Annotated in this window: 13 protein-coding genes and 2 pseudogenes; 5 read left to right on the top strand and 10 right to left on the bottom strand. The window is 53.8% G+C overall.

Features of this window, described 5'->3' with window-relative positions:
- Nucleotides 1-21: 21 nt before the first annotated feature.
- Nucleotides 22-1,098 (top strand): ABC transporter ATP-binding protein, encoded by a 1,077-nt coding sequence (locus tag KQP84_RS24030; RefSeq protein WP_215848594.1) that lies wholly within the window; start codon nt 22-24, stop codon nt 1,096-1,098.
- 56 nt (nt 1,099-1,154) lie between these two features.
- Here the strand turns inward: KQP84_RS24030 and KQP84_RS24025 are convergent, their stop codons facing one another.
- From KQP84_RS24025 to KQP84_RS24000, 6 genes are read right to left on the bottom strand one after another with little or no spacing between them, the layout of a single operon-like run.
- Nucleotides 1,155-1,649, bottom strand: coding sequence for a GlcG/HbpS family heme-binding protein (locus KQP84_RS24025; RefSeq protein ID WP_215848593.1), 495 nt, complete (start codon nt 1,647-1,649; stop codon nt 1,155-1,157).
- 46 nt (nt 1,650-1,695) lie between these two features.
- Entirely contained in the window at nt 1,696-3,087 is a 1,392-nt protein-coding gene (locus KQP84_RS24020) for a c-type cytochrome (RefSeq protein WP_215848592.1), read from the bottom strand.
- A 4-nt stretch (nt 3,088-3,091) separates the two neighbouring features.
- Nucleotides 3,092-4,684 carry a GMC family oxidoreductase gene (locus KQP84_RS24015; protein WP_215848591.1) on the bottom strand — a complete coding sequence of 531 codons (1,593 nt, stop codon included), beginning with the start codon at nt 4,682-4,684 and terminating at the stop codon, nt 3,092-3,094.
- Nucleotides 4,685-4,708: 24 nt separating this feature from the next.
- On the bottom strand, nt 4,709-5,359 hold the full coding sequence (locus tag KQP84_RS24010; RefSeq protein ID WP_215848590.1) for a sugar dehydrogenase complex small subunit: 651 nt from the start codon (nt 5,357-5,359) through the stop codon (nt 4,709-4,711).
- An 11-nt stretch (nt 5,360-5,370) separates the two neighbouring features.
- Nucleotides 5,371-5,841: a GlcG/HbpS family heme-binding protein gene (locus KQP84_RS24005; RefSeq protein ID WP_215848589.1), complete on the bottom strand. Its 471-nt coding sequence runs from the start codon at nt 5,839-5,841 to the stop codon at nt 5,371-5,373.
- Nucleotides 5,842-5,883: 42 nt separating this feature from the next.
- Nucleotides 5,884-6,282 (bottom strand): DoxX family protein, encoded by a 399-nt coding sequence (locus tag KQP84_RS24000; RefSeq protein WP_215848588.1) that lies wholly within the window; start codon nt 6,280-6,282, stop codon nt 5,884-5,886.
- A gap of 452 nt (nt 6,283-6,734) precedes the next feature.
- On the opposite strand from KQP84_RS24000, the gene KQP84_RS25670 reads away from it, so the two are divergent.
- The 4 genes from KQP84_RS25670 to KQP84_RS23985 all read left to right on the top strand — a co-directional run bounded on the left by KQP84_RS25670 (nt 6,735) and on the right by KQP84_RS23985 (nt 9,625).
- Nucleotides 6,735-7,289 carry an NAD(P)-dependent oxidoreductase gene (locus KQP84_RS25670; protein WP_252515532.1) on the top strand — a complete coding sequence of 185 codons (555 nt, stop codon included), beginning with the start codon at nt 6,735-6,737 and terminating at the stop codon, nt 7,287-7,289.
- Between the two features lie 14 nt (nt 7,290-7,303).
- On the top strand, nt 7,304-7,711 hold the full coding sequence (locus KQP84_RS25665) for an NAD(P)-dependent oxidoreductase (RefSeq protein ID WP_309140197.1): 408 nt from the start codon (nt 7,304-7,306) through the stop codon (nt 7,709-7,711).
- 3 nt (nt 7,712-7,714) lie between these two features.
- Nucleotides 7,715-8,407 (top strand): RraA family protein, encoded by a 693-nt coding sequence (locus tag KQP84_RS23990; RefSeq protein WP_215848587.1) that lies wholly within the window; start codon nt 7,715-7,717, stop codon nt 8,405-8,407.
- 78 nt (nt 8,408-8,485) lie between these two features.
- Nucleotides 8,486-9,625, top strand: coding sequence for an L-dopachrome tautomerase-related protein (locus KQP84_RS23985; protein WP_215848586.1), 1,140 nt, complete (start codon nt 8,486-8,488; stop codon nt 9,623-9,625).
- A gap of 41 nt (nt 9,626-9,666) precedes the next feature.
- On the opposite strand, the pseudogene KQP84_RS23980 reads toward KQP84_RS23985, so the two are convergent.
- From KQP84_RS23980 to KQP84_RS23965, 4 genes and pseudogenes are all read right to left on the bottom strand, one after another.
- Nucleotides 9,667-10,332: pseudogene (locus tag KQP84_RS23980) on the bottom strand (methionine ABC transporter permease).
- Entirely contained in the window at nt 10,320-11,108 is a 789-nt protein-coding gene (locus KQP84_RS23975; protein WP_215848585.1) for a methionine ABC transporter ATP-binding protein, read from the bottom strand. Before KQP84_RS23975 ends, KQP84_RS23980 begins: the two are co-directional and overlap by 13 nt.
- Complete coding sequence (locus KQP84_RS23970; RefSeq protein ID WP_215848584.1) at nt 11,101-11,901, bottom strand: MetQ/NlpA family ABC transporter substrate-binding protein; 801 nt, start codon at nt 11,899-11,901, stop codon at nt 11,101-11,103. The genes KQP84_RS23975 and KQP84_RS23970 overlap by 8 nt, the downstream gene beginning before the upstream one ends.
- Before the next feature lie 17 nt (nt 11,902-11,918).
- Nucleotides 11,919-12,938 (bottom strand): annotated as a pseudogene (locus tag KQP84_RS23965) (isopenicillin N synthase family dioxygenase).
- Nucleotides 12,939-13,297: the final 359 nt, after the last annotated feature.

Below are 13,297 nucleotides of genomic sequence, written 5' to 3'. Positions count from 1 at the left end.
CATTTTTTGGAATCTACGATTATGGCAAGAGTTGAACTGGTACAAGTTTCCCGCCGTTACGGCAAACAGACAGTATTACAGCCGCTGGATCTGACCATTCCCGACGGCAGTTTTACGGTGTTGGTTGGCCCGTCTGGCTGCGGAAAATCAACGTTACTGCGGTTGCTGGCTGGACTGGACAGCGTCTCTGATGGCGCAATCTTGATGGATGATCAGCAGATAAACGATCGCGATCCAGCCGATCGTGATATCGCCATGGTATTTCAGAGCTATGCGCTTTATCCCCATCTGACCGTGGCGGAAAACCTGGCGTTTCATATGCAGGTTAAGAAGATCAAACGCAGTGAGCAACAGGATAAAATTACCCGTATTGCCGCTATTCTCGGGATAGATAAGCTGCTGGGTCGTTATCCGCGCGCGTTATCTGGCGGTCAACGTCAACGCGTGGCGATGGGTCGCGCCATGGTGCGTAATCCGCAGGTTTTCCTGTTCGATGAGCCGCTCTCTAACCTGGATGCGCAACTGCGCATGGAGCTGCGAGCAGAGATTAAATCCCTTCATCAGCGATTCAAGACCACCATGGTGTATGTTACGCACGATCAGGTTGAGGCGATGACGCTGGCAGACCAAATTGTGGTCATGCGTGAAGGTGTGATTGTGCAACAGGGCAGCCCGCTGGAAATTTACGATCGCCCTGTGGACACCTTCGTGGCACGCTTTATCGGCTCACCGCCCATGAACTTGCTTGAGGCACAGCTGGTTTCTCGTGAGGGGATCCCGGGCGTTGCCTGTGGCGAATATTGGTTGCCTTTACCCGCCAACTGGCGTGACGCCGCCATGCACCAGGGAGATAAACCGGTGCTGATGGGGGTTCGCCCTCATCACTTTCATCTGGCAGATTCGCCCGCCTTACCCGCCACCGTGAAGCTGGTGGAAGTCACAGGAGAATCCAGTTTGCTGCATCTTGACTGGCAAGGCTTGCCGCTGCATGTCCAGCTCGCTGGCCGCATAACCGCACAGCCGGGTGAAAAACTGTCGTTGGCGATTGATCTCTCACATTTGCATCTGTTCGATAAAGAAAGCGGTAAACGGTTGTAGCGTAGGCCGCAGCGAGCGACGGAGGCGAAAACCGCTCGCTGCGCCCTTTCGAACCTTTACTTCATTCCCTCGCTCGCCGCTTTAGCGATGGCAATTTCATTCGGATTAGCGGATCCGCTGACGCCCACCGCGCCGATAATCTTTTCCTGCCACACCACCGGCGAGCCGCCGCCCAGCGGGATTACGCCCGGTAATGTCGCGATAGCCGGTTCTTTGCCATTGGCGCGATCCATATATTTGTCTGTTGGTGTGCGATACAGCGCGGCGGCGCGACCTTTTAAGATTGAAGAATCAATACAGCCTGCGGGCGCGTTGTCCATGCGCTGAAAGGCCAAAAGTTGACCGGATTGATCCAGCACCGCAATGCAGACATTGGCATTCAATGCGTGCGCTTTTTCCTGAGCGGATGCGATCAGCTTTTGCACATCGCTTTGCGTCAAAATGGTTTGCGTTGTGGTCGCCTGCGCCGCAAAGCCACTCATCACACCCGCGCCGAGCAGCAGCGCAAGGGCGAACTTTTTGTTCACGATACGTTTTAAATTTCTGGTCATAACAAAACTCCTGTCTTAACGAGGGGCCCGGCTGCGGCCCGTCAGATTATGCTCGCCGACGGCGTAGCGGAAAGAATGCCCATAACAACACCAGCACTATCCCTGCCACCCCGCTCCAGGCAAGCCCGGCGGCGTGGCGTACAATCCAGCTGCCGCTCTCGCCATGAAGCGTTTCTTCAACCTGTTGCAGGGTTATGACGTGTTGAGGATTGCCAAACGTGACGGAAACATAATTCGCCACTTTCGCCAGCTCCTGCTGAGTGAACTGATGTTCAAAAGCGGGCATAAAGGCATGACCCGCAGGCATGTCACGGTTGATGCCTTCAGCGATAATCATGATCAAATTGGCGGGATCGTCAGCGGCCACCGAGGACAACCCCACCAGCGACGGATAAGCGTGTTGATCATCGCGCGTGCCACGTCCATCACTGGCATGACAGCTGGCACAAGCGCCATTATAAAGCTGTGCGCCACTCATCTGCTGACTCGACACGTAATCCTCGATGCTGTCACGCATGCCTGTTTCAATGGCCGAAACAGGCGTAGCGGCAGGGGGTTTTAAGGGCTGCCGATTAATACCGCCTGTTGCAGGAAGCTGCTTCAGGTAACGGGCCATCGCGTACAGATCGCTGCTCTGTAAGCGTGAGAAGGATTTTTCAATCGCGGTGCCCATTTCGCCTCCCGCTACGGCTTTACCGTGCAACACGCCGGTGCGCAGATAGGTCACGATCTCCGCTTCGCTCCAGCTGCCGATGCCAGCTTCAGCATCGGGTGTGATGTTCGGCGCGGTCCAGCGGCCCACCTTGCCGCCAGCCAAAAAATGTTCGCCCTGTTCGGCCATCATTCCGTTGCGTGGCGTGTGGCAGGTTGAACAGTGCGCCAGCGTTCGCACCAGATATTCACCCCGATCAACGCTGCCCGCGGCGGCATCGCTGCCTTTCACCGCAGATTGATCGAGGAACATCAGATTCCACATCGCCATCACCGGGCGAAATGAGAAGGGAAAGGGCAAGTCGGTTTTTGTCGCGGGATGATCGTCAGCGGCTACGCCATTCATGAGATAGGTGTAGAGCGCCCGAATATCATCATCTGACATCCCGGCAAAGGCGGTATAAGGCATGGCAGGGTAAAGATAATGATTGCCGGGCGCTTTGCCTTCACGCATCACGCGGGTGAAATCCGCCAGACTGTATTGACCAATGCCAGCGGTTTTCGATGGCGTAATGTTGGAACCATAAATCATGCCCATCGGCGATTGAATGCCGAAGCCGCCGGAGAAGGGTTTGCCGTTTTCCGGGTTGTGATGGCAAGCCGAGCAATCACCTGCAATCGCCAAATACTCACCGCGCTGAATCAACGTTTGCGTGGCGTCGGCAAGGCTGGCAGCGCTGAAAAGCAGTGAACAGACCGAGAAAAGCGCGTAGATGACCTGTTTCATCGCGTCAGATCTCCCGAATAATCGTATCAGCAAGGCGAAGCGCCAGCGCGATACCTGTTAGCGTTGGGTTGACCGTTGCCGACGTCGGCATTACGCCGGTGGTGGCCAGAAACAGATTGGGATGATCCCAACTGCGGCACTCGCTGTTGACCACCGAGTTTTTGGCATCGTCGCCCATGATGGTGGTACCCATGATGTGATACTGATTACGCCAGCCGGTTGGCGCTTCAATAACCTCCCCGTTGAATGCCTGAAGGAAGTTAGCGAAATCGTGGTAAGCCTGAGGGCGCATGCCGCGCACGTAGCTGTCGAGCTGGTAATTGACTTTTAACATCGGCAAGCCGATGGCATCCCTGCGGTCGTAATTGGGCACGACGCGGTTAGTGGGAACCGGTAAGGTTTCACTCATGGTGCTGATATTCATGATGCGTGAGGCGCGGTCAAAAATGGCGTCATCCAGCGCTTTGCCCATCAAGCCTTGCTTCAGCAGCGGAGCGGTGACATCCACGTTGGGGACTAAATTACGCAGTGAATAGCGAATAGCAGAGTGCTGTGCGCGGCTCGGTTCATCGCGACGATTAGCGATAGTGCCGTGTTGCACCGAACCGCGCCCAGTCCACAGCGGCTCATCAGCGAGAAACGTCAGGCTTAAACCGGTGTGATCCATCAGATTACGGCCAACCTGATCGGAGCTGTTGGCTAACTCGTTCATCAGCAGCAGCTTCGGCGTTTCGAGGCCATGCGCCGCAACGATAAACACTTTCGCGGTTAATCGGGTATTGCTGCCATCTGGCTTGCGATAATGCAGCGCCTCAATACTGTTTTTTGCGCCCTGCTCAAATTTCCAGGCTACGCATTCAGTACGCAGTTGCGCGCCCAGCGCCACCGCTTTATCAACGTGCATATCGCCGGAATACATCGCGCCAATCGGGCAGATCGGTTCGCAATTGTTATTCCCTGCGCAGGCGGGACGTCCATCATAAGGGCGTGAAACGCGACCATGCGGCTCGTGGATCACCTGATAACCCATCGGGCCAAGTTTGGCCTGCATGCGCTGCACCATATAAGGCTTGGCTTCAGGCGGCAGCGGATAGGCTGCGGATCGAGGCGGATAGTGACCGCGCCCTTGCCCGCTTTGATCTTCATCAGCGGTGCCCACCACGCCGACTTCGCGCTCGGCTTTTACATACCAGGGTTCCAGTTCGCTGTATTCAAAAGGCCAGTCACGCCCGACGCCATAGACGCTTTTCAGCTTGAAATCATTGGGCAGTAATCGCCAGCAGGCCGAGGCCCAATGCCGTGTACTGCCGCCTGCCACCCGCAGGGTGCTGGTGACATACTGAAAATCGTCGTCACCTTGTGCCTCAACGTAACCCTCGGTATAGCTGTTTGGTGCCCAAGGCAAATTGGGATACGGCGCACACCAGTTGCGTTTACTGGCGCCGTTGCGGTAATTCTCTACCACTTTCCAACGAGGAATGTATGGCCCCGCTTCTAACATAATCACTGATTTCCCGGCTTTAACCAGCTGGTAGGCTGCATTTGCGCCCAAGGCTCCCGAGCCGATAATCACGACATCAGCATCAAATTCACGCATCTTTATTCCTGGTTTTGTCTGTTCTTATTGTTTGGCAATCATCGCTTCGGCTTCTGCCAGCGTGCTGGCTTTTCCCTGTACCATTAATAACCACGGCGCTTCCGGCTCTCGAATGTGATTCGCTGCGGCGGGCGAGCGATCGCCCCAGTCACGAATCGCGGCGGGCATCGCAGGGGCCGTTACGCCAGCCGGCACCTCGGCCCAGTAATCCTGGCCCGAACGCGCATAGCTGGGCCGAAGGGTGTGATTGCGGGTTGGCTCATACATCAGTGCGGAAAGAAAAGTAACGAAATGCGCATCGTCCACCGCTTTCACGGTGGAGGGTTGACCGGTGTAGCCGAGATACCAAGGTGAAACGATGCTGAGCGCCGTTTTAACATCCTGATCGTCCAGGCTCGCCACCAGCCGCTCGCGATCGTCACTTTTCAACGTCGTTAGGTTAGAGAACAGCCGGGTAAGATGAGCCGGAAAGTTTTTATCCTGCTGACACAGTAACGCCCCCAGCCGCGCCGTAATATTGGCATCAAGGCCACGCCGTCCGGTGAGTAATTCACTGACACGTTGCAGTTGCGCGACGTGGCTATCTGGCTCGGAGGCGATCATTTCGGCGTTCAGCGGCATCGACAAGATCACCGGAGCCGCCACCATTAGCTGTAAAAAATGCCGTCTGTCCATTTCGATCTCCGCTATCCGGCGTTCAGGACGCTGAGGGCACCTTTCGCTGCTTCTGCATCCACGTTGCCGTCTGGCGTACTGACACCAATCGCACCCACCAGCACGCCCTGAATGATCACCGGCTCGCCGCCTGGCAGCGGAACCACCGCCGGATTGCCCAGCAGCGCGACATTACCGGCCACCACTTTTTGCTGGAAGCTTTCAGTCGGCACACCAAACGCAACCGCGGCATGCGCTTTCTTCGGTGCCAGTTCACTGTTAGCCAGCGTTGCGCCATCCAATCGGTCGTAACTCAGCGTTTGCCCCGCCGCATCAACCACGGTGACAACACCGCCCAGGTTATGGCTGCGAATAATCTGTTCGGCTTTGCCGATCAGCTGTTGCGCCTGTTGGTGATTCAGGGTTGATATTTGCGTAATGGGTTGTGCGGCGTGAGCGACAGCACAAAGCAGCCCGCCGCACAGCAATGCTAGCGATTTCATATATTCACCTGCGAAGTAGAAAGGGAAATTAAGCGCGCCTGGTCAGGATCTGGCGAAGCGGCGTTGGATAAGGTAATCGAGGCTCCATTTGCCGCTGCCGTTGAGATAAAGCAGCAGGAATGCGGCGGCGCAGGAGATGTTTTTCAGCCACACCATCAAATGGGCATGGCTGAATCCCTGATAAAACAGAAACCCCGCCACGACGGAGAAGATCGCCATGAAGACTGAGGTAAAGCGGGTAAGAAATCCCAGTGCAATGGCGGCGCCTCCGCCGACTTCAAGCAGAATCACCAGCGGCAAGAAGAAACCCGGCACCTGGTTGTCTGCCATCTGTTGCAGGTTGTCGCTGTAGTGCGAAATTTTGTCGAGGCCAGACGTAAAAAACAGCCCCACGGCCATGACCCGACACACTGCATTTAAAAGATCGTTTGAACATTTCATGACGTGACCAATTTGATGCAAAGTTGTTAAATTTATGCACGAATGAATCTGTGCATTTCGTTTAATCCACCTTGTGCGTTAACGGTCATATAACCGTTTTTCGCTGGCGGCGATGCTTAACCTAACGCATAACTTGCTGAGAAAAAGAGTAAAATATTTTCCTCAGATTTTATGGCTTCGGTTTTATTTGAAGAAAGTCACAAAAAAATTTGGATGTTAAATCAGGATCAAAGCCGCTTGAATCCGCTGCTAAATTTTTAACAAATCGATCGACCTCGCGTCGTCAGTGCCTTTCGCTGCTGTTTAGCAGAGACATCAAGCGCGATGAAGCGGCGCATAAGCCCTTCGTTGACCCAACCTATTCCCGTGGGGAATATATTGATAAGTAAATGGGAATACTTTTTATCGTTTGAAGCTGCCAGGATGAGGTAAATCTATTCGGGAGAGACAACATGGCTTATCGGTTTTTAGTCACCACCAGCGCGCTCGGCCAAGGTGGCGTTACGCTGCTGGCTGAAGCGGGTTGTCAGGTGGATTACCTCGACAATCCCAACGATGCACAAGAAGTGGAACAGCGCATGGCCAACGTGCCTTACGATGCCGTGATTTCGCGCACCGTTAATTTAACGGCTAAAGCGATCAACGCCTGTGCTTCGCTGAAAGTGATTTGCAAACATGGTGTTGGCGTAACCAATATTGATGTTGCTGCCGCCAGCGAGCGTGGTATTCCGGTATTAACCACGCCCGCAACCAACGCGCAATCCGTCGCTGAATTAACCCTTGCGCTGATGCTCAATGCCGCGCGTCGCTTGCCCTATTTTCAACACGAAGTGAATGCCGGACGCTGGACACGCAGCGGCGACGGTGAAGAGCTGCACGGCAAAACCCTGGGTTTAGCCGGATTTGGTGAGATTGGTCGCCGCGTTGCCCGCGCTGCGCAAGCTCTCGGCATGCAGGTGGCTTTTTTGATCCGGGCGTTAAGGCTGAAAATGGAGCAACCAATGTAACGCAGTGCGCCACGCTGGATCAGCTGCTGGCCTGTTCTGATGTGCTGAGCCTGCATTGTCCGGTGAATGATAAAACGCGCAACATGATCAATGCACAAACGCTGGCGCGTCTGCCGCACGGTGCCATTTTGATCAATACCGCCCGTGGCGAGCTGGTGGACGAAGTGGCGCTGTGTGAGGCACTGAAAAAGGGTCAACTGCGGGCCGCCGCGCTGGACACCGTGGCCAGTGAACCGCTGGCGGCTGATCACCCTTTCCGCGAACTTCCCCAACTAATTATCACACCACACATTGGCGGTTCCACTCCGCAGGCGCTGGATGCAGTGGCCTACAGCGCGGCGCATCAATGTCTGGCCTGGCTGGATGCACAGCAAATTAATGCGGCTGCCTGTGTAAATCCGCACGTTCTCAACAAGGAGTAAATCATGACACATCGTAGCGACTGGCCTGCTGGCTATTTCATTGGCGAACGCGGCCCACAAACGGACGCCGCCCTGGTTGATGCCTTCCGTAAACTGCCGGTGCCGAACATTGGTGATTGCATGGGCCGCAGCACCGCTGCGGTGGGGCTAACCGCCTATCATAACGATGCAAATTTAGTGCTATGCGGTCCGGCATTAACGGTAAAGGTGCGCCCGGGCGACAACCTGATGATTCACAAAGCCATTGAGATGGCGCAGCCGGGCGACGTTATTGTCGTCGAAGGTGCAGGCGATCTGACGCAGGCCTTGATAGGTGGCCTGATGCGCACCTCGGCGCAAACGCGCAAAATCGCCGGTTTTGTTATTGATGGTGCAATACGCGATCTGAATGAGTGGGCTGAAGGCGGTATTGCGGTTTGGGCGCGGGGTAATACGTTGCGTGGCCCGTCGAAAGAGGGGCCAGGAGAAGTTAATTCACGGGTGAGCTGCGCCGGTTTAGTGGTTTCGCCAGGCGATTTAATTGTGGGTGATGCCGACGGTGTGATTGCCATTCCGCACGATCAGCTCACCACCTTGCTGCCGCGTGTAGAAGCACATGCCCTGCGTGAAGCTAAAATTCGTGCCAGCAATCAATCTGGCACATCCGATCCTGAACGTTTTAACGCCATCCTGCGTGCCAAAGGCTGCCCAGTGTAATCGCCTAAAAACCCGTTTTTTACTGTGACAAGGCTTCTTAACCCCCAACGCCCCACTGCAACTACAGGAGATTTACCCATGCGGAGATTACTATGCAACGCGTTGCCCGTGTTAACCGTCGGATTATGGCTCAGCCAGCCGGTACTTGCTCAGGATGTGCTGCCCACGACATTACCGACTCAGGAAGATGCGCGACTCCAGCAGGTCGCAACCTCCAATCACGTCTGGAATGGCGTTACTGTCAGTCAGGATGGTCGGATATTCGCTTCGTTAACCCAATCCGAAGGCGCCGGCCCGCAACTGGTGGAAGTCGGTCAAAACGGTAAACTTACGCCGTTTCCTGATGAAGCATGGAATCGCTGGGATGAGAAAGATCCTGAGCATCATTTCCTGCACGTGAATGCCGCACGCTTTGGCCCGGAGGGTTATCTCTGGGCGATGGATGCGGGGAATAAAGGCATTGGCACCGGTGCACAAGCCGTTACTGGCGGTGCCAAGCTGGTCAAAATCGACATTAAAACGAAGCAGGTCGTGGCGAGCTGGGTGATTAAACCGCCCGTATTGAAAGCCACCAGCTATCTTGATGACGTTCGTTTTAATGGCGATTTCGCCTATATCACCGATCCAGGCGCGCCGGGATTAGTGGTGTTGAACCTAAAAACCGGCCAGGCGCACCGGGTACTGGACGATCATCCTCTGGCGATTGATCACTTGCCGCTTTACGCCGACGGTAAAAAGCTTTATCTCCCCAGCGGCAAAGAGAAACGCGTAGGTATCGATCAGTTAGAGGTTTCACCTGACGGTAAATGGTTGTGGTTCCAGGCCATTCCTGGGCCGCTGGCGCGTATCGAAACCCGTTATCTTGACGATGCCACACTGCCCGCAGCAACGGTGGCGAAACAGGCGCATAAAGTTGTGGATACCTGGACGACCGGCGGCACAGCGATTGACGCGGAAGGCAATATCTACGCTTCTGAATTGAATACGCGTAGCATCAAGCGCATTACGCCGGAAGGGAAAATCAGCACGGTTATCAGCGATCCCCGATTGGTTTGGGTTGATGCCATGTGGATTACCAAAGGCGCATTGTGGATGCCTGCCGCACAGATTAACCGCACGCCAGCCACCACCGGCGGCAAAGCGTCGACCGTTGAGTATCCGGTCAAAATGTATAAGTTAGCGCTGCCGATTGCGTCCGCCGATCGCGATCATCATTAAGCGGTGAAACCCCACCACGGTGGGGTTTTTTAATGCCTGATTTAACGGCGATAGGCTAATGAACGTACCAGTCGATCGCCAAGTTTTTGAATGATCTGCACCATAATCAGCAGCACGATGAGGGTCGCCGCCATGATCCGGTTATCGAAGCGTTGATAGCCGTAGCGAATGGCTAAGTCGCCTAATCCCCGCCGCCTACCACACCCGCCATGGCTGAGAAGCCAATCAGCATTACGATGGTCAGCGTCATTCCCGCCACCAAGGCAGGCAGCGCTTCAGGTAACAAGACGCGGCTCACGATGTGCCAGAGATTGCCGCCCATTGAGATCACCGCTTCTATGCGCCCGCGATCAACCTCATCCAAGGCATTTTCAACAATGCGCGCAAAAAGGGAAACGCACCCAAAGTGATCGGCACGATGGCGGCGGTGCTGCCTAAAGTGGTGCCTACCAGCAATCGGGTAACCGGGATCAGCGCAATCAACAACACCACAAATGGCAAGGCGCGTCCGATGTTAACCAGCGTGTTCAGCGTCAGGGCAACGGCGCGATGCGGCAATATCCCATTTTGTCGCGTTAGGAAAAGCAGTACGCCCACCGGCAAGCCAATGGCAACGGTAAATAGCGCGGCAAAAAAACCATGTAGAGCGTTTCATAGCTGGCTGTCAGCAGTAAATCCTGAAAGCGATCCCAGTTTACGCTACGCATCGGGTTAACTCCGCAGGCAGATATTTGGCGAGGAAGGCGCGATCGGCTTCACCTTCCTTCAGTAATAAATCTCGTAAACGGCTCTCTTCACGCTGCATGATTTGCGCCAGCGTGCCGCTTTCTATCAGCCTTCCTTTTTCGAGCAAGGCTGCGCTATCACATATCCGCTTTACTACCGACATTTCATGGGTGATCAGCACAATCGTGATGTTGAGCTGATGTTGAATAGAGGCCAGCAAATCCAGAATCGTCACGGTCGTTTCTGGATCCAGCGCGCTGGTGGCTTCGTCACACAGCAAATAGCGCGGTTGAACGGCCAGCGCACGCGCGATGCCGACACGCTGTTTCTGGCCGCCCGACAACTGCGAAGGCCAGGCGTTAGCAAAACTTTCCAGCCCCACCAGTTCTAACAATGCAGCCACGCGCGCGCGCCGTTGTTTTACCGGAAGTCCGGCAATCTCCAGCGGCAAATCGATGTTGTCGTGAACATTACGCGAGTGCAGCAAATTGAAGTGTTGGAAAATCATGCCCATTTGCTGGCGCTGCCGTCTGAGCTGAGTAAGCGACAGCGTTGATATCTCCTGGCCATCAATCGCTATCGAACCGGTTGACGGACGCTCCAGCAGATTCAAACAACGTAACAAGGTACTTTTACCCGCCCCGCTTCGTCCGATAATGCCAAAAATTGAACCGTCCTGAATGTCCAGCGAGATGTCTGCTAAAGCCGGCGCAGCGGCGCCGGTATAGTATTTGCTGACCTGTTCGATTTTAATCATGCGCGGCATCCGCAACCGGAATCACCGACCCGTTGTAGTTTTTGCGGATAAAGTCTGCCACCTGCGGCGAGGTCAGATCTTTTGCCAACTCAATCACGCGCGGATCTTTTGCCAGCTGCGGCGTAGTGACCAACAGATTGGCGTAAGGATTGTGCTTCGCTGATTCCAGTCCCAGCGCATCTTTCGCCGGTGACAATCCCGCTTCTAAGGCGTAGTTGCCGTTGATAATGGCCGCATCGACATCATCAAGTGAACGCGGCAGCTGCGGCGATTCAATCTCTACGATTTTAATTTTCTTGGGGTTTTCTGAGATATCTTTCGGTGTTACCAAGGTGGTACCGGCTTCACTGCTAGCGTTAAGACGCAGCACGCCTTTATCCTGCAATAACCACAATGCGCGGCTCAGGTTAGTGGTGTTGTTTGGCACGGCAATCGTCGCCCCTTCTGGCAGCGCATCCAGGCTTTTGACTTTGCGGGAATAGATGCCGAGCGGCTCGATATGCACACTGGCCACCACGTCGAACGTTTTACCCAACGCTTTTTCCTGATCTTTTAAATACGGCAGATGCTGGAAATAGTTTGCGTCCACATCACCCGATGCCAGCAGTTCGTTGGCATTGATCCCACCGCTTAACTCGACGATTTTTAAATCAAGTTTGGGATCGAGCGTTTTAACGTACTCCAGTATTTCGGCATGCGGTACCGCATCAGCGGCCACGCGCAACGGTGCAGCGTAGAGGTTTTGTGCAATCAGCAACGACAGTCCAGCCAGGCCTAATAGCGTTTTCTTCATGATTTTTCTCAGTGTCATTATTGTTGGGCGTATTCAGGATAAAAACGTTGTGCAACTTCGGGGTGCGAGCGCAGGCGTCCTTTGAGGTAATTCCAGCCCACATCACGCAGTAAAGGATTTTGAGGATCGCTGCTCGGCCCCTGCGCTAATTGCGAAAGCGATTCTGGAAGCGGGTAAAGCGGCACCACCGCATCAAGCTGTGCACCCAGAAAGAAGGCAATGGAAAGGCGTTCGCGCTGCGCTTGTGGCGATACCACGCGGTGCACGGTGGCACGCAGATAACCGTTGGTAGCAAGCTCCAGTAATTCACCAATATTCACCACAAAAGATCCAGGCAACGGCGAGGACGGCAATCCATTCTCCGGGATTAACTTCAACCTCTAAACCGGGCTGATCGTCCTGAAGCAACAAAGTCAAAAAGCCGGAGTCCTTGTGTGCGCCAACCCCTGACGTGATTGATCATCTGCACGGCCAGGATAGCGAATGAGTTTGATGTGCTCGTTGGGATAACGCCCGTAAAGGTTATCGAAAGCATTACGGGGTAATTGCAGCGCTTCGGCAAAGGCGCGGAGAAGCTCAAGAGCAACGTGAGTCATTTCCTGTTGCCAGCGCGTTAACAACGTTTTCAACGCTGGCAGCGCGTCGGGCCACTGATTGGGGCCTTGCAAGCGTTGCCAGGCGGGTGCGTCCTCTGAGGGAGGCAGCGCCTCTCGTTCAGCACCAATATCAAATTGCTCTCGATGGTCGGGTTGATTGCGGGTTATTTCTGCACCCGCGAGGTTATAACCACGAAAATGTGGAGAGTTAGCCATTTTAACTTTGCGTTTTTCATCTAAGGGCAAAGCAAAAAAAGCCTTTGCCACGCGCTGCACGTCATCTAATAAAACCTGATTAATACCATGGTTAATAAGATAGAAAAAACCCACTTCGCGAGCGGCGTGACCTAATTCATTTATTAATAATTGGCGCTGTTCTTCATCGCCTTGTAATTTCGCGAAATCAATAATCGGAAGCTGCACTTTATTTAGCGACTGCATGATTAACATCCTGCCTGACCGTAATGACACAACATTGCCATTGGCTTGTCTGGTTCACTACTAAGTTATCCTGCTATCGATATGCCATTCCCGGAAATAACAATAATTATTATCTTACTGATTTTTATAGACTTTTAATTATATTAATCACCCTGGTTAAGGATTAATTGTGGGATTAAACAGCGTATAGCGTTATTGAAAAAATACAGAGGGGATTGAATAAGGCATTATTAATGCGTAACAAAATGTTTGAAGGTGTGATCTGCTATTAATACGGCGTGCCCTGCTGGATTTGTCAACAATTGCGGTTATTCCGGCTATAAACTTGCAAAAACTGACAATAATAGTCTAAGGTTGGG

Origin of the sequence: Candidatus Pantoea bituminis, from assembly GCF_018842675.1 — a bacterium.
GTDB lineage: Bacteria > Pseudomonadota > Gammaproteobacteria > Enterobacterales > Enterobacteriaceae > Pantoea > Pantoea phytostimulans.
Note: the sequence above shows the minus strand (reverse complement) of the source record. Positions and strands in the feature narration are given on the sequence as shown.